The sequence below is a fragment of the Cupriavidus nantongensis genome, assembly GCF_001598055.1.
Classification (GTDB): Bacteria; Pseudomonadota; Gammaproteobacteria; order Burkholderiales; family Burkholderiaceae; genus Cupriavidus; species Cupriavidus nantongensis.
On sequence record NZ_CP014844.1, the window covers coordinates 2,365,901 to 2,386,636 of the forward strand.

General features: G+C 72.6%; 14 protein-coding genes. 9 read left to right on the plus strand and 5 right to left on the minus strand.

Annotated elements, in window-relative coordinates:
• The first annotated feature begins 53 nt into the window (after positions 1-53).
• The 9 genes from A2G96_RS11080 to A2G96_RS11120 all read left to right on the plus strand — a co-directional run bounded on the left by A2G96_RS11080 (position 54) and on the right by A2G96_RS11120 (position 12,133).
• Entirely contained in the window at positions 54-2,720 is a 2,667-nt protein-coding gene (locus tag A2G96_RS11080) for a fused MFS/spermidine synthase (RefSeq protein ID WP_082818912.1), read from the plus strand.
• On the plus strand, positions 2,717-3,691 hold the full coding sequence (locus A2G96_RS11085) for an AAA family ATPase (RefSeq protein ID WP_062799261.1): 975 nt from the start codon (positions 2,717-2,719) through the stop codon (positions 3,689-3,691). The genes A2G96_RS11080 and A2G96_RS11085 overlap by 4 nt, the downstream gene beginning before the upstream one ends.
• Before the next feature lie 29 nt (positions 3,692-3,720).
• Complete coding sequence (locus A2G96_RS11090) at positions 3,721-4,743, plus strand: DUF58 domain-containing protein (RefSeq protein WP_062799263.1); 1,023 nt, start codon at positions 3,721-3,723, stop codon at positions 4,741-4,743.
• Between the two features lie 17 nt (positions 4,744-4,760).
• Positions 4,761-5,267: a DUF4381 domain-containing protein gene (locus tag A2G96_RS11095; RefSeq protein WP_231909548.1), complete on the plus strand. Its 507-nt coding sequence runs from the start codon at positions 4,761-4,763 to the stop codon at positions 5,265-5,267.
• Entirely contained in the window at positions 5,254-6,330 is a 1,077-nt protein-coding gene (locus tag A2G96_RS11100; protein ID WP_062799267.1) for a vWA domain-containing protein, read from the plus strand. The genes A2G96_RS11095 and A2G96_RS11100 overlap by 14 nt, the downstream gene beginning before the upstream one ends.
• Positions 6,330-7,991 (plus strand): VWA domain-containing protein, encoded by a 1,662-nt coding sequence (locus tag A2G96_RS11105; protein WP_062799269.1) that lies wholly within the window; start codon positions 6,330-6,332, stop codon positions 7,989-7,991. Before A2G96_RS11100 ends, A2G96_RS11105 begins: the two co-directional genes overlap by 1 nt.
• Before the next feature lie 11 nt (positions 7,992-8,002).
• A complete protein-coding gene (locus A2G96_RS11110; RefSeq protein WP_231909549.1) occupies positions 8,003-9,409 on the plus strand; it encodes a BatD family protein in 1,407 nt (468 codons plus the stop codon).
• 34 nt (positions 9,410-9,443) lie between these two features.
• A complete protein-coding gene (gene aspT / locus A2G96_RS11115) occupies positions 9,444-11,141 on the plus strand; it encodes an aspartate-alanine antiporter (protein WP_062799273.1) in 1,698 nt (565 codons plus the stop codon).
• 113 nt (positions 11,142-11,254) lie between these two features.
• Positions 11,255-12,133, plus strand: coding sequence for a class II glutamine amidotransferase (locus A2G96_RS11120; RefSeq protein WP_062799276.1), 879 nt, complete (start codon positions 11,255-11,257; stop codon positions 12,131-12,133).
• A 28-nt stretch (positions 12,134-12,161) separates the two neighbouring features.
• Here A2G96_RS11120 and A2G96_RS11125 read toward each other — a convergent pair whose 3' ends face one another.
• The 5 genes from A2G96_RS11125 to A2G96_RS11145 all read right to left on the minus strand — a co-directional run bounded on the left by A2G96_RS11125 (position 12,162) and on the right by A2G96_RS11145 (position 20,722).
• Complete coding sequence (locus A2G96_RS11125) at positions 12,162-14,591, minus strand: spermine/spermidine synthase domain-containing protein (RefSeq protein WP_062802141.1); 2,430 nt, start codon at positions 14,589-14,591, stop codon at positions 12,162-12,164.
• Positions 14,592-14,639: 48 nt separating this feature from the next.
• Positions 14,640-15,383: a protein-L-isoaspartate(D-aspartate) O-methyltransferase gene (locus A2G96_RS11130; protein ID WP_062799279.1), complete on the minus strand. Its 744-nt coding sequence runs from the start codon at positions 15,381-15,383 to the stop codon at positions 14,640-14,642.
• 101 nt (positions 15,384-15,484) lie between these two features.
• Positions 15,485-18,307 (minus strand): Hsp70 family protein, encoded by a 2,823-nt coding sequence (locus A2G96_RS11135; protein ID WP_062799284.1) that lies wholly within the window; start codon positions 18,305-18,307, stop codon positions 15,485-15,487.
• Positions 18,300-20,147 (minus strand): Hsp70 family protein, encoded by a 1,848-nt coding sequence (locus A2G96_RS11140; RefSeq protein ID WP_062799286.1) that lies wholly within the window; start codon positions 20,145-20,147, stop codon positions 18,300-18,302. The genes A2G96_RS11135 and A2G96_RS11140 overlap by 8 nt, the downstream gene beginning before the upstream one ends.
• Entirely contained in the window at positions 20,144-20,722 is a 579-nt protein-coding gene (locus A2G96_RS11145) for a DUF2760 domain-containing protein (protein WP_062799288.1), read from the minus strand. Before A2G96_RS11145 ends, A2G96_RS11140 begins: the two co-directional genes overlap by 4 nt.
• Positions 20,723-20,736 lie beyond the last annotated feature (14 nt).

The following is a 20,736-nucleotide window of genomic DNA, read 5'->3' on the forward strand; positions in this document are numbered from 1 at the left end:
CCAGCCGGGTTCCGTTGCAGGGGCCGGCTGGCCTATTCAACAGGGATCGCACCATGGTAGAAGCGCGCGCCGGCGCAGGTTCCGGCAAGGATAAGGTGCGGCATGCGACGGCCACCAACGGGCAGGGCGCCCGGGCCGCCGCGCAGATGGGGCAGGTGGGGCAGGACCAGCAGGCGTGGCATGACGCCGCGCTGGTGCCTGCCCTGCTGCTTTTTGCCTCGGGCACCGCGGGGCTGGTGTTCCAGGTGCTGTGGATCAGGCAGCTTGCGCTGGTGGTGGGCGTCGAGGTGCACGCCGTCACCACCGCCGTGAGCGCATTCTTCGGTGGGCTGGCACTGGGCGGCTGGGTCTTCGGCCGCATCGCCGACCGCCATGGCGAGCCGCTGCGGCTGTATGCCTGGCTCGAGATCGCGGTGCTGGTGCTGGGCGTCGGCGCGACGCTGGCGCTGGCGCGGGCCGCCGCGCCGTTTGCCTGGCTGGAGGCCCGGGTCGGCGTGCTGGCGTGGGCGTTGCCGTTCGTGCTGGTGATCCTGCCGGCGGCCGCGATGGGCGGCACGCTGCCGGTGCTGATGCGCGTGCTGGGCTCGCGCCCGGGCCGCGTCGGCAGCCACGGTGGCCGGCTGTACGCCGCCAACACTGCCGGCGCGATCGCGGGCACGCTGCTGGCGGGCTTTGTGCTGGTGGCCGTGCTTGGCGTCCTTGGCAGCGCCATCGCTGCGGGCACGCTCAACGGCGTCGCGGCGCTGGCGGCGTGGCTGCTGGCGCGGCGGGCACCGCCCCCGCCCGCTCCCGCCAGCGCCCACGCGGCGCAAGCTGCCGCTGCCGCCGGCGATGTCGCCAACGGCCGGCTCGCGCTGGTGCTGTATGCCGCCGCCGGCGGCATCGCGCTGGGCTACGAGGTGGTCTGGTCGCAGGCCATCGTGCAGTTCCTCAGCACGCGCACCTTCGCCTTCACCGTGGTGCTGGCCACTTATCTGGCCGGACTGGCCATCGGCAGCGCGCTGGCCGCGCGCCATGCCGACCGTGTGCGCGACCCGTGGGGTGCCTTCGGCCTGCTGGTGGCGGCGGCCGGGCTGGTGGCGTTGCTGGAATTCGTGCTGCTGGGTGAATGGCTGCTGCGCGCGCAGGGCAGCCTGTCGGCGTGGGTGCAGGGCCTGAGCGCGAGCCCGCTGCTGGCGGCGTGCGCGCGCTTTGCGCTGGCGGCGCTGACGGTGGTGTTCGTGCCGACGCTGCTGCTGGGTGCGGCGTTCCCGTTCGTGCTGCGCGTCAGTGTCGACAGCCGGCGCATCGGCGCGGGCGTGGGCAGCGTGATTGCGCTCAACACGCTCGGCGGCATTGCCGGCACTGCGCTGGCCGGCTTCGTGCTGGTGCCGTACCTGGGACTGGTGCGTACGCTGTCGCTGCTGGCGGTCGCCGCGGCGGTGGTCGGCGTGGTCGCGGTGGCGCTGGGCAGCGGGGTGCGGCCGGCGGCGCGCTGGGCGGTGCCGATGCTGGGCGTGCTGGCGGTGATTGCCGCCGCGCTGGCGCCGCCCGACCGCCTTGCCACGCTGCTGGCGCGGGCGCGCGGCGGCGAGCTGGTGTTCTACGAGGAAGGGCGCGGCGCCACCGTGGCGGTGGTCGAGCAAAGCTCTGCCACCAACCGCTTCCGGCGACTCTATATCCAGGGCGTGTCCAATTCCGGCGATGCCATGACTTCGCAGCGCTATATGCGGCTGCAGGCGCTGCTGCCGCTGATCGTGCATAACGGCGCGCCGAAGTCGGCGCTGGTGATCGGGCTCGGCACCGGCATCACGGCGGGCGCGACGCTGGCGTGGCCGGGGCTGGAGCGGCGCGTGGTGGCGGAGCTGCTGCCGCCGGTCGCGCGCGCGGTGCCCAGCTTCAAGGGGAATTTCGGCGTCGCCACCGACCCGCGCGTGGAGATCCGCCTGCGCGACGGCCGGCGCGAACTGCTGCAGAGCCCGCAGCAGTACGACCTGATCACGCTGGAGCCGCCGCCGCCGTCGGCCGCCGGCGTCGCCAACCTGTATTCGACCGATTTCTACCGGCTCGCGGCGGCGCGGCTGCAAGCCGGCGGCCTGGTGGCGCAGTGGCTGCCGCTGCCGACGCAGAACGACGCCGATACGCGCATGCTGGTGCGCAGCTTCCTCGACGTGTTCCCGCACGCCACGCTGTGGACCACCGAGCTGCACGAGATGCTGCTGGTCGGTTCGATGTCGCCGCTGGCGCTGGATCTGGCGCAGGTGCGCGCGCGCTTTGCGCAGCCCGAGGTCGCCGCCGCGCTGCAGGCGGTGGGCGTGCGCTCGGCGGCGGCGCTGCTGGCCACCTGGGTCACCGACCGCGCCGGGCTCGACTGGTATGCGGCCGACGCCCCGCCGGTGACCGACGACCGCCCGCGCATCGAATACGCCGGCTGGGTGCGCCCGGACGCCTTCCCGGAATCGTTGTCCAGGCTGCTGTCGCTGCAAAGCGAACCGCCGCTGGCGGGTGCCGACGATGCCTTCTGGCGCGAGCTGCGCCACGAGCGCGAGATCCTGCACACGTTCTATCGCGCCGGCCTCGACGCCTACCGCGGCGACCGCGAGGCGTGGGCCAGCCATATCACGCAGGCCATGCGCGCCGACCCTGACAATCCCTACTATGCGTGGTTCGTCGGCGGCCAGGCCCGCCGCGCCCCGGCCGCACCAGAGACTCCAGAGAACGCCCCAAGGAACGCCCCATGAGCACACGCGACGACGTCCTGGCCCTGCAGCAGCGCATGGGCGAATCGATCGTGGGCCAGCAGCGCATGATCGAGCGCCTGCTGCTGGGCCTGCTGGCGGACGGCCACCTGCTGGTCGAAGGCCTGCCGGGGCTGGCCAAGACCCGCGCCATCAAGATGCTGGCGCGCAACCTCGATGCGCGGCTGTCGCGGATCCAGTTCACGCCGGACCTGCTGCCGGCGGACATCACCGGCTCGGAGATCTACTTCACCGAAGGCGGCAAGGGCGAGTTCCGCTTCCAGCCCGGCCCGGTGTTCGCCAACCTGGTGCTGGCCGACGAGGTCAACCGCTCGCCGGCCAAAGTGCAGGCGGCGCTGCTGGAGGCGATGGAAGAGCGCCAGGTCACCGTCGGCGGCACCACCCACAAGCTCGAGCCGTTGTTCCTGGTGATGGCGACGCAGAACCCGATCGAGCAGGAAGGCACCTATCCGCTGCCCGAGGCGCAGATGGACCGCTTCCTGATGCATGTCAGCGTGGGCTATCCCGAAGCGCAGGCCGAGGCCGACATCGTCAGGCTGGCGCGCGCGGAAGAGGCGGGCGGCGCGGCCGCGGGCACAAGCGCGCCGGTGCGGCTCGCGCCCGAGGCCATCTTCGCCGCGCGTGCGGCCATCCATGACATCCATGTCAGCGAGGCAATCGAGCGCTACATCGTCGCGCTGGTGCAGGCCACGCGCGCGCCCAAGCCCGTTGACGACGACCTCGACAAGTGGATCCAGGTGGGCGTGAGCCCGCGCGGCTCGATCGGGCTGGACAAGGTGGCGCGCGCGCATGCATGGCTGCACGGGCGCGACTTCGTCACGCCCGAGGACGTGCAGGCGGTGGTCGGCGATGTGTTCCGCCACCGGCTGATCCTGTCGTACGAGGCGCATGCAGCCGGCGTCGGCGCCGATGCCGTGATCGAGCGCCTGGTGCAGCAGGTGGCGGTGGCCTGAGCCAGCCTGAACCATCGCGAGGGCCTGTCATGCGCCTGCCATTCCGCGCCATCGCCCGCGCCGCCCCGGACGCGGCACGCGCGCCGTTTTCGCTGGCGCAGCCCGGTGTCAGCGTGGACGCCGCGGCGCTGGCCCGGCTCGAGGTGGCCGCGCGCGACTTCCATTTCCTGCCGCGCCAGCCGGTGCACAGCGTGCTGGCCGGTCGCCATGCCTCGCGCGTGCGCGGGCGCGGGCTGACCTTCGAGGAATTGCGCCTGTATTTGCCGGGCGACGACATCCGCAGCATGGACTGGCGCGTGACCGCGCGCACCGGCAAGCCCCATGTGCGCGTCTACACCGAGGAGAAAGACCGTCCGGTGCTGCTGGTGGTGGACCAGCGCATCAACATGTTCTTCGGCAGCCGGCGTGCGATGAAATCGGTCAGCGCGGCCGAGGCGGCGGCGCTGGCCGCGTGGCGTGTGCTGGCCGAAGGCGACCGCGTCGGCGGCGTGGTGCTGGGCGACGACCGCATCGAAGCGTTTGCGCCGCGCCGCAGCCGCGACGCGGTGCAGCAGCTGCTGGGCGGCATCGCGCGCTTCAACCAGGCGCTGCGCGCGGATGCGCCGGCGCGCCGCGCCGCGGGGCAGCTGAACGCGGCGCTGGAGCGCACCGCGCGCATGGCGCGCCACGATTGCCTCGTCATCGTCATCAGCGATTTCGACGGCCATGACAGCCGCACCCGCGACCTGATGCTGGCGCTGGCGACGCACAACGATGTGCTGACCATCCTGGTCCACGACCCGTTCCTCGGCGCGCTGCCGGGTTCCGGGCAGCTGGTGGTCAGCGACGGCGAGCTGCAGGTCGAGCTGGGCTTCGGCCACGCCGCCACGCGGCGCAATATCGCCGAGTTTGCCGATGCCCGCGCCAGGGCGCTGCTGGACTGGCACCATGCCATGGGCGTGCCGCTGCTGCCGCTGTCCGCCGCCGAGGAGACCGCGCCGCAGTTGCGCCGGCTGCTGGGCCGGCCGCTGCAGCAGGCGCCGGCGCGGCAACGCACGGGGGTGCCGCGATGAGTCCCACGCAGAGCCTCATGCACAGCGCCGCCCCGGCGACCCTGGCCACGCTGGCCGACCTGTCGGTGCCGCCGCCGCCGTCGTGGATGCCGCAGACCATCGGCTGGCCGATCGCAGCCGGCGTGCTGCTGCTGGCGCTGGCCTGGGCCGGTTGGCGCGCGTGGCGGCGCTACCGCGCCAACCGCTACCGGCGCGAGGCGCTGGCGGAACTGGCGGCGCTGCCGCAGGCCCCCGACCCCGCGCAGCGCGCGGCGGCCTTGCGCGCGATGGCGGCGCTGCTCAAGCGCACCGCGCTGGCGGCGTGGCCGCGCGCGCAGGTAGCCAGCCTGGCCGGCGCCGGCTGGGCCGAATTCCTGCGCGCGCATGCGGGGCGGGCCACGGATGTCGCGCCGCAGCTGGCCGCGCTGGTGGAAGAGGCCGAGTACCGTGGCGACGCCGCGCTGGCGCAATGGCCCGACAGCCAGGTGCGCGCCGTGGCCGCGGCATGCCGGCGCTGGATTGCGGAGCACCATGTACCAGTTTGAATATCCCTGGCTGTTCGCGCTGCTGCCGCTGCCCTTGCTGCTGTGGTGGTGGCTGCCGCCGTACCGCGAGGAAAGCCCGTCGGTGCGGCTGCCGTTCTTTGGCGAGGTTGCCAGTGCCGCCGGGCTGACGCCGGCCGCCGGCGCCGTGGTGCCGCGCCGCAACCGGCTGCAATGGGTGCTGGCGCCGCTGGCGTGGCTGCTGGTGGTGACGGCGCTGGCGCGGCCGCAGTACCTCGAGGCGCCGGTGCAGAAGGTGCAGCCGGCGCGTGACCTGCTGCTGGCGCTGGACCTGTCGCAGTCGATGGACACGCGCGACTTCCGCGATCCGTCCGGTGCGCTGATCCCGCGCGTGCAGGCGGTGCGGCAGGTGGTCAGCAACTTCGTCGCGCGGCGCCCGGGCGACCGCATCGGCCTGGTCGTGTTCGGCGATGCGCCGTACCCGCTGGCCCCGTTTACGCTGGACCACCAGCTGGTGCAGGCGCTGCTGGCCGACCTGCTGCCCGGCATGGCCGGACCGAGCACGGCGCTGGGCGACGCGATCGGGCTCGGCATCAAGATGTTCGGGCACAGCGAGGCGCCGGAGCGCGTGATGATCCTGCTGACCGACGGCAACGACACCGCCAGCCGGATGCCGCCCGAGCGCGCCGGCGGCATCGCGCGCGAACGCAAGGTGGTGGTGCATACCATCGGCATCGGCGACCCCAACGCCGCGGGCGAGGAGAAAGTCGACCTCGACGTGCTGCAGAAGCTGGCGGCGCAGACCGGCGGGCGCTACTTCTTCGGCGCCGACCAGGCCGGCCTGGAGGGCATCTACGCGACCCTCGACCGGATCACGCCGCATGACCAGAAGACGCTGTCGTGGCGGCCGCGGCGCGAGCTGTTCATGTGGCCGCTGGGCGCGGCGCTGGCGCTGGTGCTGGCGTACCAGCTGCTGATGTTCGGCTATTCGGCGTGGGCTGCGCGGCCCAGGCCGCCCCGTGCCGAGGTGGCGGAAGCGACGGCAGCGACGGAAGCAACAGAAGCGCCAGGCACGATGGCGGACGCCGCCGGGAGCGCGCGCTGATGCCGGCCTGGCTCGACCCGCTCGCCCACTTCCATTTCCTGCGCCCGTGGTGGCTGCTGGGGCTGGTGCCGGCCGCGCTGCTGGTGTGGGCGGTGCGGCGCCGCGGCGACGTGCGGCGGCGCTGGCGCGATGCCATCGCGCCGCACCTGCTCGACGCGCTGATGCTCGGCGAACGCCGCCGCCTGGCGCTGCGCCCGGTGCACCTGACCGCGCTGCTGCTGGCGCTCGGTGCGGTGGCGCTGGCGGGCCCGAGCTGGCGCCAGGAGCGCCCGCCGTTCCTCGACGACAAGGCGCCGCTGGCGATCGCCGTGGACCTGTCGCCGAGCATGGACGCGGTCGACGTCACGCCCACGCGGCTGGAGCGCGCCAAGCTCAAGATCAAGGCGCTGCTGGCGCGCCGCGACGGCGGCCGCACCGCCATCTATGCCTATGCCGGCTCGGCCCACCTGGTGCTGCCGCTGACCGACGATGCCAGCCTGCTGCAGACCTTCGCCGATGCGCTGCAGACCCGCATCATGCCGGTGCCCGGGCGCGACATGGCGCAGGCACTGCGCGTGATCGACGCCGACCTGAAGCGCGAGCCGGTGCCTGGCACCATCCTGTTCCTGACCGACGGCGTCGACCCCGCCGCCGCGGCGGCATTCCGCGCCCAGGCCGGCAGCGGCCGCAGCCAGCCGGTGGTGCTGGCGCTGGGCACCGAGCAGGGCGGGCCGCTGCGCAATGCCGCCGGCGGCTTCGTCGAGCAGGACGGCGCGCGCGTGTTTGCGCGGCTGGACGTGAAAGCGCTGGAGCGCTTCGGCGATGACAGCGGCGTGCCGGTGGCGACCTTTACGCCCGACAGCGACGACGACGTGGCCTGGGTGCAGCGCCACGTACAGTCGCATCTCGAGCAGATGCAGGCGGGCGACCGTACCCGCTGGAAGGACGAGGGCTGGTGGCTGGTGCCGCCGCTCGCGCTGCTGGCGGTGCTGTGGTTCCGCAAGGGCTGGACCGTGCGCTGGAGTGCGGGCGTGCTGCTGGCGCTGGCGCTTGGCGCACCGCCGGAGGCGCGCGCGCAGGCATCCGCACCAGCCACGCAAGCCAGTGCGGTACGCCCATGGCGCTTCGTCGACCTGTGGCTGACGCACGACCAGCAAGGCCGGCGCGCCTTCGAGCAGGGCGACTTTGCGCGCGCCGCGACGCTGTTCGATGACCCGATGTGGCGCGGCATCGCCCAGTATCGCGCCGGCCAGTACGCGCAGGCGGTGCAGAGCTTCGCGCGCGTCGATTCCGCACAGGCCGACTACAACCAGGGCAATGCGCTGGCGCGGCAGGGCCAGTACCGGCAGGCCGCGGCGCGCTACCGCCAGGCGCTGAAGCGCCAGCCGCAGTGGCCAGAGGCAGCCGCCAACCTGGCGCTGATGGAAAAGCTGCTGGCGCAGCAGATGCCGCAGGAAAAGCCGGATCCCGACGACGGCGAAGAGCCGCCCGACCTGCCGCCGGACCAGGTCAAGTACGACGCCGCGAAGCCGTCGGCTCCGGGCGGCAAGTCGCTGCAGGTGGTGCTGACGCAGGACGCCGAGATGTGGATGCGCGCGATCCAGACCACGCCGACCGACCTGCTGCAGCGCAAGTTCGCGCTGCAGCACGGGCAGGCGGCGCCGGCGCAGGGCGCGCGATGAGGCGCCACGCCATGCCGCCGCGCGCGTGGCTGCGCTGCGCTGCGCCGCTGGTGCTGCTGCTGGCGGCGTGGCTGTGGCCGTGGTTGGCGGGTGCGGCCACCGGGCCTATCGTGCGCGTCGAGGTGGGCGCGCGCCAGCCGGTGCTGGTGGGCCAGCAGGTCGGCATCGACGTCACCATCCTCGCGCCCAACTATTTCCTGTCGGCGCCCGAGTTCCCGCCGCTCGCGGTACCGGGCGCGGTGGTCACCTTGCCCGATGCGCGCGCGGTGAATTCCACCGAGACCATCGACGGCGTGGCCTATGCGGGCATCCGCAAGACCTACGCCTTCACCGCCGAGCAGGATGGCGAGTTCCGGCTGCCGGCCGCGACCATCCGCGTGACCTACGCCGGCGACGACGGTGCGCCGCGCGAGGGCAGCGTGACCTTGCCGGTCACCACGATCCGGGCCGGCACCGGCGGCAGCGGCACCGCGGCGGCGGGCGCCGCCGCCGGCCGGCGCTTGCTGCCGGTGGCGCGGCTCAGCGTGACGCAGACGCTGGACCACAAGCCCGATCACGGCGTGGTGCGGCTGCATGCGGGCGATGCGCTGGTGCGCACCGTCACCACCTTTGCGCCGCAGACCCAGGCGATGATGATCGTGCCGCCGCATGCCGCGTCGCCGCGCGGCGTGCGCCTGTTCCGCGCGGATGCGCGGCTGTCCGACCAGGCCCAGGCGGCGCCGGAACCGGGCGGCACGCGCGTCGATACGCTGACCTATGTGTTCGAGCGGCCCGGCACCTATACGCTGCCCGCGGTCACGGTGGACTGGGTCGATCCCGCCACGCGCCGGCCGGCCAGCTCCGCAGCGCCGGCGGTGAAGGTCGAGGTGGCCGCCGCGCGCAACGGCGGGGCGCTGGCGCCGGGCGGGCCGTCGGCCGGCGCGCTGCCGGGCGAGGGCGGCCTGCCGTGGCGCACGCTGCTGTGGGGCGCGGGCGCGCTGCTCGGCGCCGCCGTGCTGGCGCTGCTGTGGCGGCGGCTGTGGCGGCGGCTGTGGCGGCGGCTGCGGCCGCGCCTGGCGCGCCTGCGGCAACGCCGCGCCGAGCGCCGCCACGCGCGCGCCGAGGGCGCCGATGCCCGGCTGGCGGCCACGCTGCAGGCCTGCCGCGCCGGCGATGCGGCCACCGCCAGCCAGGCGCTGGCCGGCTGGACCCGCGCCGCCCACGGCGCCACGCCGGCGGCCTGGGCCGAGGCCGTGGGCGATGCCGCGCTGGCCGATGCCGTTACCGGCCTGCAGCGCCACCTCTACGGGGCGGCGCCAGCGCCGTCCGCCTGGGACGGCAACCCGCTCGCGCAGGCGCTGCAGCGCCACGCCAGGCCCGCGCCGCGACGCAGCCGGCGGCGCCAGCCCGCGCCGGCGCTGCCACCGCTCAATCCCTGATCCAGCCGCTCCCACCCACCCAACCCGCGCCCCCATGACCTGTACCGTTGATTTCCTTGCCGCCAACCCGTTGCTGGTGCTGTTCATCACCGTCGGACTCGGCTACTTCGTCGGCAAGGCGCGGGTCGGACCGATCCGGCTTGGGGGCGTGTGCGGCACGCTGATCGTCGCGCTGTTCATGGGCCAGACCGGCTGCCAGATGCATGGCGAACTGAAGGACATGGCCTTCGCCTTGTTCATCTTTGCCATGGGCTATGCCGGCGGGCCGCAGTTCTTTGCCAACCTGAACCGCTCGAGCCTGCGCTATATGGTGCTGCCGGTAGTCGAGGCAGTGGTCGTGCTGGCGATCGCGCTCGCTGCGGCGGCTTACCTGGGCTTCGATCCGGGCACCGCCGCGGGGCTGGCCGCCGGCGCCGCCACCGAGTCGGCGGTGGTGGGCACCGCCGCCGAGGCGCTCAAGCACCTGGGCCTGGATGCCGCCACCGTGGGCCGCTACGAGGCCAATATCGCCACCGCGTATACGCTGACCTACCTGGTCGGGCTGATCAGCATCGTGTTCTTTACCAGCCAGATCGCGCCGGCGCTGCTCGGCATCGACCTGCGCCAGGCGGCGCGCGAGGTCGCGGCGCGCATGGAGGCCGCCTCCGACGACGACGTCGCCACCCAGCCGGCGCTGCCGCGGCTGATCGGGCGCGCCTACTCGGTGCAGCAGGCCGCCGGCATGACGGTCAGCCAGCTGCAGCACCAGGTCGGCGGCCGGGCCTCGGTGGTCAAGGTGCTGCGCGGCGGGGCCAGCATCGAGCTGGGCGATGACGACGCCGTGCAGGCCGGCGATATCCTGGCGATGGTCGGCATCCGCAGCAACCTGCTGAAGGCCGCCGCGCTGATCGGCCCGGAAGTGCTGCTGCCCGAGGCGCACACCGATGCCATCCAGCTGGTGGAAAAGCAGGTGGTGGTGAACAAGCGCCGCGTCAACGGCAAGACCCTGGGCGAGCTGGCGCGCCTGGCCGGCCCGCGCCGGCTGCGCGAGGTCTGGGTGCTGGAAGTGCGGCGCTCGGGCCTGTCGCTGCCGATCACGCGCTCGACGCCGCTGCAGCTGGGCGACGTGATCACCGTCGTCGGGCTGGAGCCCTCGCTGTCCGAGTCCATCGCGGGCATCGGCGTGGAGGCAAAGGCCTCCGAGGTCACCGACCTGGTGTTCCTGTGCGCCGGCATCGTGGCCGGCCTGCTGGTGGGCACGCTGAGCGTCAGCCTGGGCGGCATGCATATCTCGCTGGGCAGCGGCGGCGGGGCGCTGCTGAGCGGGCTGGTGTTCGGCTGGCTCCAGTCGCGCAAGCCGTCGCTCGGCACCTTCCCGGCGTCTGCGGTGCAGATCCTGAAGGACCTCGGGCTGGCGGTGTTCGTCGCCTGCGTCGGGCTGTCGGCCGGGCCGGATGCGATCGCTTTGATCCGCGAGCACGGCGCGGTGCTGCCGCTGATCGGGCTGGCGGTGTCGCTGGTTCCGGCGTGCCTGTCGCTGTGGATCGGGCACAAGCTGCTCAGGATCGAAGGCCCGCTGCTGGTCGGCGCGATTGCCGGGCAGCATGTCAGCACGCCGGCGATCAGCGCGATCCTGGCCGCCAGCCAGAGCTCGGTGCCGCTGCTGGGCTACACCATCACCTATGCCATCGCTAACGTGCTGCTGCCGGTGCTGGGGCCGATCATCGTCTCGCTGGCCTATCGCTTCGCCTGAACACCGAGCGCCTGAGGGGCCATTTCTTTGCCCTTCGCGCCGCGCCGTCCTACAACTGGAGTGTGGGGCGGAAGGCACCGCGCCGCACCGGCAAAGGACAAGGAGAGAGCACTATGTGCCGCTGGCTGGCTTATTCGGGCAGATCCGTTGCATTGGAGACGGTGCTGTTCCAGCCGGAACACTCGCTGATCGACCAGAGTTTGAATTCCCGGCTCGGCCATACCACCACCAACGGCGACGGCTTCGGCGTCGGCTGGTACGGGCGCCATGCCGAGGTGCCGTTCCGCTACCGCTGCCTGCACCCGGCGTGGAGCGACACCAACCTGCGCGAGACCGCCCGCGCGGTGCGCGCGCCGCTGTTCGTCGCGCATGTGCGCGCCGCCACCGGCACGCCGACGCAGGAAACCAACTGCCATCCGTTCCGCTTCGGCCGCTGGCTGTTCGTCCACAACGGCCTGATCCGCGACTATCCGCTGGTACGGCGCGACCTGATGATGGCGGTGGCGCCGCACCTGTTCCGCTGGATCGAGGGCTCGACCGATTCCGAGGTGATGTTCTTCCTGGCGCTGACCTTCGGGCTGGAACGCGACCCGGTCGGCGCGCTCGAGCAGATGGCCGGGCTGATCGAGGACGTCGGCCAGCGCCACGACGTGCAGTTCCCGCTCAACATGACGGTGTGCGTGACCGACGGCCGGCAGATCGTGGCGGTGCGCTATTCGAGCGAGACCAACTCGCGCTCGCTGTTCCACAGCACCTCGTTCCGGCAGCTGCGCGAGCTCTATCCGGACGACCCGCGCATCGCCGCCGCGGGCGACGACGCCTTCCTGGTGCTGTCGGAGCCGCTGATCGACGTGCAGGGCGTGTGGGAGGAGATTCCCGAGGGCACCATCCTGGTGGCGCGCGGCGGCGAGATCGACCGGCACCGCTTCGTGCCGCGCCTGCCGAGCCAGCCGGTATTGCATGCCGCGCAGGGCAACGCGGCCGCAGGCTGAGGGGCCGGCCCGGCGGCACGACCCAGCCTCAGGGGCACGCCAGCGCGGCGACGGCATACAGCAGCAGCGCCACCAGCACCACCACGGTAAAGCCTGCGTGGATCGCCAGCAGCGTGGCCAGCACCGCCGCCACCACCGAGGCACAGGCGTTGATGCCCCAGGCCCACGGCACCAGCTTGTCGTCGCGTGCCGCAATCCCGGACAGGCCTAGCGGGAACGGCATCCCCATCAGGAAGGCCAGCGGCGCGATCAGCGCCACTGCGATGGCGACCCTTGCGGGATCCGGCCAGGCAATCAGCAGCGGAAACAACTCGGGCAGCGCGACCAGGTAGAGCAGCGCCACGGCGCACACGCCGCCGATCGCCAGCGCCACCTGGCGGCGGCCGTGACCGGGGCCGGCGCGCGCGGGCATCCGTGGGGCAAAGCGGCTGCCCAGCCCGGCAAAGCACAGGAACGCGCACAGCACCACTGCCACGGCATAGAGCGGATGGCTCAGGAACAAGATGAATTTCTGGATAAAGGCGATCTCGACGAACATGAAGCCAAGGCCGACCGCGACGAAGTAGAAGCCGGTGCGCGCTACGGGCACCAACGGCACCGGTGACGCCGGCGCGCGCCGCCGCAGCACGCGCAGCGGCACACCGATCAGCAGCAGCGCCGCCGCCGTGGCCTGCAGCAGCGTCGCCACCAGCACCGGATAGCCCCAATCCAGCAACGGCAGCCCGCCCTGCGCCTTCAGCGAGATCAGCTCCGGCAGCGTGCGCCACTTGAAGAAGTGGAAGAAGTAGGGGCGGTCGTCGGTGGCGGGGCGCACGTCGAACTTGTAGCGCGACAGGAACAGCTCGCGCCCGGGGCCGAGCAGCGCCTGCGCGGCGGCGTAGAAATCCGGCTGGTCGAGCACGTTGTAGCGGTTGGCCGCACCGGGCCGGATGCCGGGATGGTATTCGACGTCGAACGATCGCTTCCGGCTGAAGTCGAGCAGCGCGCCGATTTCCGCGGGCTGGAAGTCACCATGCTTGACCACCAGCGTGGCCGTGTTCCAGCCGCGCACCAGCACCAGCCGGCGCGACGGGTCGGGCACGCCCGCGCGCGCCATCGCATCCACGGCCGTGGCGAACAGTTTCGGGATATCGCGCGGCGGCAGCGAGACCCAGCGCGTGATCGCCAGCAGGCCGCCGGGGCGCAGGTGGCGCAGATATTCCTCGAACGCTTCCACGGTATAGAGATAGCTTTCGGAGAGCGCGTACAGGCCCGCCGACGAAGTGCTGAACGAATCCAGCAGCGCCACCTGGATCAGGTCGTAGCGCTGCCGGCTGGCCGCCAGGAAGCCGCGCGCCTCGCCCACATGCAACTGCACGCCGGCCGCGCTGTACGGCTTGCCCGAGAATGCGCCGAAGCGGTCCTGCACCAGCGCGATCACCTGTGGGTTCAGCTCGACCGCATCGACCGCGCTGGCGCCGTGGTAGAGCGCCTGCAGCACGTCGGCGCCGGCGCCGCTGCCCAGCACCAGCACGCGCGGGGCCTGCAGCAGGTGATACGGCAGCGCCGAGGTCAGGTCGCCCAGGTAGGCCAGCGGTTCGCGGCGGCCGTCATAGCGGTTGAGCGCGCTCAGGCCATCGCCGTCGGTAAACACGGCCAGCTGCGGCGGCGGTTCCGCGGTGGCATTCAGGCTGAGCCCCGGCGCATGGCGCAGCGGAATCGACGGACTCTCGACCACCGTGACCAGCCCCAGCGGACTCGAGCGCCGCGCCACCACGCGCGCGTCGCCGATGCGCAGCGCCTGGCTCAGCTCCTTATATTCTGACGGCCGCAACGGCATCCAGCTGCCAGGGATGGCCGCCGGCACGGCTGCCGCCGCCAGCAGCAGCGCCGGCAGCCAGGGGCGATAGAAGCGGTCGGCGCGGCATTCGATGCAGGCCAGCGCCGCGGCCGCCATGCCCGCCATGCTGACCAGGCGCAGGGCATCGACCGGAGCCAGCACGAACAGCGCGGCGATGATGCCCAGGCTGCCCAGCCCGGCGCCAAGGATATCGAAGCTGTAGAGCCGCGGCACCTGCAGCGGGAAGCAGGCAAAGGCCAGGCACACGCTGGTGGCCGCGCACAGGAAGGGCACGAACAGCAGCAGGTAGATCGCCACCAGGCGCAGCGGCTGCGTGGGCTCCCACAGGATTTCCAGCGGGTTGAAGCCGACCCGCTGCGCGAGCTCGAAGCACACCAGGGCGCTGATGCCGAACAGCAGCGCACCGCCGGCAAACACCGGCACGAAATGCCGCACCAGCACCGGCTGCGACAGCGCCACCAGCGCCCCCGCGGCGCCGTAGCCGAGCAGGGCCACGCTGATCATCATGTAGGCGAAGTGATGCCACAGGATGATCGAAAGCAGCCGCATCAGCAGGATTTCATAGCCCAGCGCAGCGGCGGAGAGCAAGGCCAGGGCGAACAGCGGCGGGCGTGGCAGCGCGTTCATCTCGTTGGTCGCATGAAGCGTCCCGCCGGATGCCGCGCCTCAGTGCTTGCCGACCAGCGGCACGAAGCGCACCGGCAGGATCTGCCGGGTGCTGACGCTGCCGTCCGCGGATTTTTCGACCAGCAGCAGGTACTGCGTCAGGAACTGCGCGCCCACCGGGATCACCATGCGCCCGCCCGGCTTGAGCTGGCGGATCAGCGGCGGCGGCACATGGCTGGCCGCGGCGGTGACGACGATGGCGTCATAGGGCGCGTGCTCGTCCCAGCCGTAATAGCCGTCGCCGACCTTGCACGCCACCTGCCGGTAGGCCAGCCGCCGCAGGCGCTCGCAGGCCTGGCGCCCGAGCGGCTCGATGATCTCGATGGTGTAGACCGCGCGCGCCAGCCGGCTCAGCACCGCGGCCTGGTAGCCGGAGCCGGTGCCGATCTCGAGCACGCTGTCGCCCGGCTGGACCCGCAGCAGGTCGGTCATCAGCGCCACGATGTATGGCTGCGAGATGGTCTGGCCATGGCCGATCGGCAGCGGCCGGTTCTCGTAGGCGTGGGGTTTCTGCGGGTCGGGCACGAATTCATGTCGCGGCACCTGGCCCATCACGGCCATCACCCCGGGGGCGATGCCGTGGCTGCGGTTCGGCACGCCGGCGCCGGCGTCGATCGCGGCGATCTCGCTGACCATCTCGGCGCGCTGCTTCTGCCGTGCATCGTCGGCGCGGCACAGCCCGGCCGCTGCCAAGGCGGCAACGGCGAGCAAGGCAATAAAGGGATGATGGGCGGACGGCTGCACGATGGGACCCGAGGGAGCCTACCGTCATCGTAGGTCATCGGCTGCGCCGGCGCCGGCAAGTGGCAAACGAGGCGCTTGTCGGTGCTCGCCGATCCTGCGGGCTAGCCCGCGATCAGCTTGAGGCCGGCCGGCAGCGCCTCGCCGAATACCCGTCCCTCGTCCGCGGCGTCGAGTTCGACCACCTCGCGCACCATCGCGATCCAGCCCGGCGGCGCGTTGGCGGCTTCCAGCCGGCGCACCACGTCCGCGCGCAGCGCGTCGGGCAGGTCGCGGGTGCGGTCGCCGGTCATGCGCGCGATCTGCACTGCGGCGAACGCGGCCGGCTCGACCTTTTTCCAGTCGAGCGCCAGGATGGCGTCCAGCCACTGGCCGGCGGTGTCGGGCGGCACCACGCTGTGCGCGCTGCCGTAGAACGGCATGCGCGCGCCGATGCGGCCCACCGCCCACCAGCCCTGGTTGTTCTCGGACGGCTTGCGCAGCCGGGTCAGCAGCCAGCCGGCCAGCTCGGTCTTGGCGTCGACCGGCAGGCGCTCGAGCGAGCCGGCCAGCCGCACCATGTCGGCATAGCCGCCCCGGGTGGGTCCGGCCGGCTTCTTGAAGTGCGCGCTGCCCGGTGGCTGCAGGTAGAAGGCCATGTCTTCCAGCAGTCGCAGCTGCGCGCTTTCGTCGAGCCCGCCGGCGGCGCGCCGCCACAGCGTCCACCATTCCGACCAGTTCTGGCTTTCGTTGACGTACTGGATGCCCTGGTCGTACTGCGACCACAGCTGCGCGACGCGCCATTCATCGAGCGGGTAGCCGAAGCCGGGCCGCACGCAATAGCCCGCCAGATTCAGCCACAGGCGCTCATGGTCCGCGCTGCGGCGGCGGCGCCGGGCGCGCTCCCACAAGGCGCCGAACAGCTCGCGCAGCAGCGCGCTGTCCCACTGCTCGCGCGCGCCCAGGATCTGCTCCAGCTGGGCGCGCAGGCGCTTGACTTCCTTCGGGCCGACCTCCTGCGAGCGCGCGCCGAAGGCGCGGTCGATCAACTCCAAAGCCTGCGGCAGCGACGGGTGGGCCGTTGGCGCCGTTGGCGCCGTGGGTGCCGCCGCGGCGTCGTTGCCGCGCAGCTGGAACTCGAGGCGCCAGCGCTGCGCGGCATCCTCGGTGCTGACGCAGTGGACTTCGAGCGTGCCGACCTCGGTCAGCGACGTGGTGATCTGCACCGGCGTTTCGCGCGGGCCGCCGGCGCCGCGCGTCGGCACCACGGTCGCGATCGGCGGCAGCCGCACGAAGTCGCCGCCGGACAGGTCGGTCAGTGCGCCGGGCTGGTAGGGCGTCTCGGCCACCGACGACACCAGGTGGAACTGCACCGGGTGGCCCAGCCGCAAGGCGAAGGTGCGGTCGCTGAGGTGGATCTCGTGGCCTTCCTCGGTGCCGCGCGGCAGCAGGCAGATGCCTTGCTGGCCCGTGGCGCCATCGTCGAGCACCAGGAAATAGCTGCGCGCCGAGCCGCCGCCGATGCGCGGCGCCTGGCCGGCGCGCGCGCGCGCATAGGCGACAGCGCCGCGGGCCACGGCAATGTCGGGATCGGCGTTGTGCAGCACCTGCAGCGGCGCGCCGCGCCAGCCGCCCAGCGTGTCGGCGATGCGCTCGGCCAGCGCCTGCGCGCGGAACACGCCGCCGTTGAGCAGCAGCGTGTCGGGCACCGGCAGGGCATCGTCCGGCGCGTCTTCCATGCCGAGCGCGGCACGGGCCTGCGCCGCGTGCTGGCCGAGGAAGGCGGCGACGTGGCGGGTCACGGCGGGATCGGCGGCATAGGGCAGGCCGAACTCGACGATGGCGCCGCGCGCGCGCCGCGGCCGTTCGCTGGCCGGCACGTTGGGGAAGAAGCCGTCGACCACCAGCTGCTCGACTTCCTGCCGCGTCACCTGCACCGAGCGCGCGCCGCCGACCAGCCGGGAGCCCGCGCCCAGCAGCGTCACGTTGACGGCATCGGGCGCGTCCGCGCCCAGCAGTTGTTCCTTGGCGGCGCGGCAGCGCGCCACCAGCTGCGACAGGCTCGCAGCCGACAGGCGCGGCTGTGCCGGCGCGCCTTCGTCCAGGCGCGCCAGGCGCGCTTCGACCTGGTGCGCCAGCCCCAGATCCATGTTGTCGCCGCCGAGCATCAGGTGGTTGCCCACCCCGATGCGGGTCAGTTGCGGCTGCCCGTCCTGCATGTCCACGCGGATCAGCGTGAGGTCGGTGGTGCCGCCGCCGACGTCGCAGATCAGCACCAGCCGGGTTTGCGCCAGGTCCTGCTCCAGCGTCTGGCGATGGTGGAACAGCCAGTCGTAGAGCGCGGCCTGCGGCTCTTCCAGCAGCCGCAGCGCGGGCAGGCCCGCCAGGCGCGCGGCTTCGAGTGTCAGCGCGCGCGCGCCCTCGTCGAACGACGCCGGCACGGTCAGCACCACGTCCTGCTGTTCGAGCGGCGCGTCGGGGAAGCGGTGGTTCCAGGCCGCGCAGACGTAGCCGAGATAGCTCGCGCTGGCGACCACCGGCGAGATCTTGGCGAGATCCTCCTCGCCGCCCCAGGGCAGGATCGGCGCGGTGCGGTCGACCGAGGCATGCGACAGCCAGCTCTTGGCGCTGGCCACCAGCCGGCCCGGCACCTGCGCGCCCAGCGTTGCCGCCAGGCGGCCGAACACGGTGCGGCGCGCGGCCGCGCTGGCGGCGGATTGCCAGGGCAGCTGCAGGTCATCGCCGTTGAGCTCGCCCGGCGCGGCGTGGTAGCGCACCGAGGGCAGCAGGGGGCGGGCCGCGACCTCGCCCGGCGCGACCAGCTGGTCGATGTCGAACACGCGGATATCGTCGGAGCCGGCCCGGGCGTAGGCCACCACCGTGTTGCTGGTGCCCAGGTCGATGCCGACGATGTACTGCTTCAGCGCCGGTGCTGCGGCTTCAGGCATCGGCGTTGCCGCGCACGTCGAATTGCACCTTCCAGCGTTCGCCGCTGGCGCGCGGCACGGCCTCGAGTTCGAGCGTGCCGGCCTCGGTCACGCGCGCATGCAGCCTGACCGGCACCACTTCGCCGGCGGTGCGGCCTTCGGCGGGCAGCGTCGCCTGGATTTCTTCCAGCTCCTGCAGTTCCTCCGGCCCCCAGAAGTCGAGCAGGGTGCCGACCTGGTCCTGGCGCCGCACCGACGAGCCGAAGAAGCGGAAGTGCACCGGCTCACCGACCACCAGGCCGAATTCCTGCGGCGGCAGCTCGGCCTCGGTGCCTTCTTCCATGCCGAACGGGGCCACGCACAGCGCCTGGATCGGCGGCTCGAAGCCCGGCACTGCGGGCATCGACGATTCCACCGCGACGTAGTAGGCGCGCGCGGTGCCGCCGCGGATGCGCACGCCCTTGCCGCGCCGCACGTAGCCGTAATAGGCCGCGCCGCGCGCCACCGCCAGGTCCAGCTCGGCGCCGTCGAGCAGGCGCGCCGGCGCCGCGCCCTCGGCAGCGAGCCAGCCGTTGAGCGTCTGCAGGATGCGCTCGACCAGCAGGCCCGACTTGAACACGCCGCCATTGAACAGCACGGCGGTGGGGCGCAGGAAGCTGGCGCCTTCCGGCTGCGTGGCCCGCAGGCCTTCGATCTCGGCCAGCGCGCCGGCTTGCCGGCCCAGGAACGCCGCCAGGTGGCGCGTGATGGCCGCGTCCTGCGCGTATGGCAGGCCCAGCTGCGTCAGGCCGGCGCGGGCCCGGGTGACCGGGCGCGCCGCGGCGTCGACTTGCGGGAAGAACCCTTCGAGGATGGTCTGGGTCAGTTCGGCGCGGGTCAGCTCGGTGCGGATCGAGCCGCCGATCAGCTTGGAACCGCGGCTGGGCACGACCAGCGGCACGGCATCGGCCGCCGGGTCGGTCAGCAGCGTTTCCTTGGCGGCGCGGCAGGCGTAGGTCAGCGCGCGCAGCTGCCACGGATCGGCCTGCGTGCCCTGCGCCGCCAGCTTGCGCGCGACCACGTGGGCCAGCGCCAGGTCCATGTTGTCGCCGCCCAGCAGGATGTGGTCGCCGACCGCGATGCGATGCAGTTCCAGGTTGCCGTCGCGCTCGATCACGGCGATCAGCGACAGGTCGGTGGTGCCGCCGCCGACGTCGACCACCAGGATGATGTCGCCGACCCTGACCTGCTTGCGCCACTGGCCGGCGCTCTTCTGGATCCAGCTGTAGAGCGCGGCCTGCGGCTCCTCGAGCAGCGTCATGCGGGCATAGCCGGCCGCCGCGGCGGCCTCGGCGGTCAGCTCGCGCGCGGCAGGATCGAACGAGGCCGGGATGGTCACGGTGACGTCCTGCTCGCCGAACGGCGCGTCGGGATGGGCCTGGTCCCACGCTTCGCGCAGGTGCGTCAGGTAGCGCACCGAAGCTTCCAGCGGCGATACGCGCGGCACTTCGGGCGGCGCGTCGGCGGGCAGGATCGCCGCGCGGCGGTCGACGCCGGGATGGCACAGCCAGCTCTTGGCGCTGGACACCAGCCGGATCGGCGTGCCGGCGCCGCGGCTGCGCGCCATCTCGCCGACCGCGAAGTCGCGCGCGGCGCTCCACGGCAGGTTCAGGTCGCCCGGGGCCAGTTCGCTTTCGTGCGGCAGGTACAGGAACGAGGGCAGCAGGTCGAGGTCCTCGACCGCGCCGGGCGCGGTCAGCTGCGCGATCGGCAGCACGCGCTGGCTGGTGTTCTCGCCATCGCTGGCGGCCAGGTCGACGTAGGAGACCGCGCTGTGGGTGGTGCCCAGGTCGATGCCGATGGCATAGCGGGCCTCGCTCATAGCTCCACCTCGGCCGGGGCGATCACGGTCGCGTCATGGCGCTCGGCCAGGCGCGGCAGGCGCACTTCCTCGACCTTCCAGCCGCGATGGCTGATGGCGCCATGGAACGGCGCGCTGCCGACCACGTTGCCGGTCAGGCGGATCGCGCTGGCATCGAAGCCGTCGGCCAGCGTCACGCGGCTGCCCTCGGCTTCCTCGCGCACCGGGCGGATGGTGAAATGCTCGCGCAGCACCGCGCGGCAGCCATCGTGCACCAGGCGCGCGGCGGCGCCGATCTCGGCGTCGGCATAGCGCGCGATGTCTTCCTCGACGAAGTCGACGAAGCGGGCGTCGCGCTGCAGCAGTCCGAGCAATTGCAGCGCGGCCACCGGGCTGGCTTCTTTCAGCGCGGGGGCGGGCTCAGCAGCCGGCGCCGGGGCGGGGGCCGTCACCGGGGCCGGGGCCGCCTGCGCGGCGGTTTCGCCCGCGCGCAGGCGCTTGATGCCGGCGGCCAGCTCGCGGTTGCCAAGGATCGCGAAGAACGTGCCCATGGCAAGCGAGAGCCTGCCAAAGAAAGAGAGGTTCGGGTCAGGCATGGATAACACTCCTC

Coding starts and splice junctions, on each gene's coding strand:
- A2G96_RS11105 (WP_062799269.1), top strand. CDS start 6,330: ATGCCGGCCTGGCTCGACCCGCTCGCCCACTTCCATTTCCTGCGCCCG.
- A2G96_RS11100 (WP_062799267.1), top strand. CDS start 5,254: ATGTACCAGTTTGAATATCCCTGGCTGTTCGCGCTGCTGCCGCTGCCC.
- A2G96_RS11145 (WP_062799288.1), bottom strand. CDS start 20,722: ATGCCTGACCCGAACCTCTCTTTCTTTGGCAGGCTCTCGCTTGCCATG.
- A2G96_RS11135 (WP_062799284.1), bottom strand. CDS start 18,307: ATGCCTGAAGCCGCAGCACCGGCGCTGAAGCAGTACATCGTCGGCATC.
- A2G96_RS11110 (WP_231909549.1), top strand. CDS start 8,003: ATGCCGCCGCGCGCGTGGCTGCGCTGCGCTGCGCCGCTGGTGCTGCTG.
- A2G96_RS11140 (WP_062799286.1), bottom strand. CDS start 20,147: ATGAGCGAGGCCCGCTATGCCATCGGCATCGACCTGGGCACCACCCAC.
- A2G96_RS11080 (WP_082818912.1), top strand. CDS start 54: ATGGTAGAAGCGCGCGCCGGCGCAGGTTCCGGCAAGGATAAGGTGCGG.
- A2G96_RS11095 (WP_231909548.1), top strand. CDS start 4,761: ATGCACAGCGCCGCCCCGGCGACCCTGGCCACGCTGGCCGACCTGTCG.
- A2G96_RS11120 (WP_062799276.1), top strand. CDS start 11,255: ATGTGCCGCTGGCTGGCTTATTCGGGCAGATCCGTTGCATTGGAGACG.
- A2G96_RS11085 (WP_062799261.1), top strand. CDS start 2,717: ATGAGCACACGCGACGACGTCCTGGCCCTGCAGCAGCGCATGGGCGAA.
- A2G96_RS11090 (WP_062799263.1), top strand. CDS start 3,721: ATGCGCCTGCCATTCCGCGCCATCGCCCGCGCCGCCCCGGACGCGGCA.
- aspT (WP_062799273.1), top strand. CDS start 9,444: ATGACCTGTACCGTTGATTTCCTTGCCGCCAACCCGTTGCTGGTGCTG.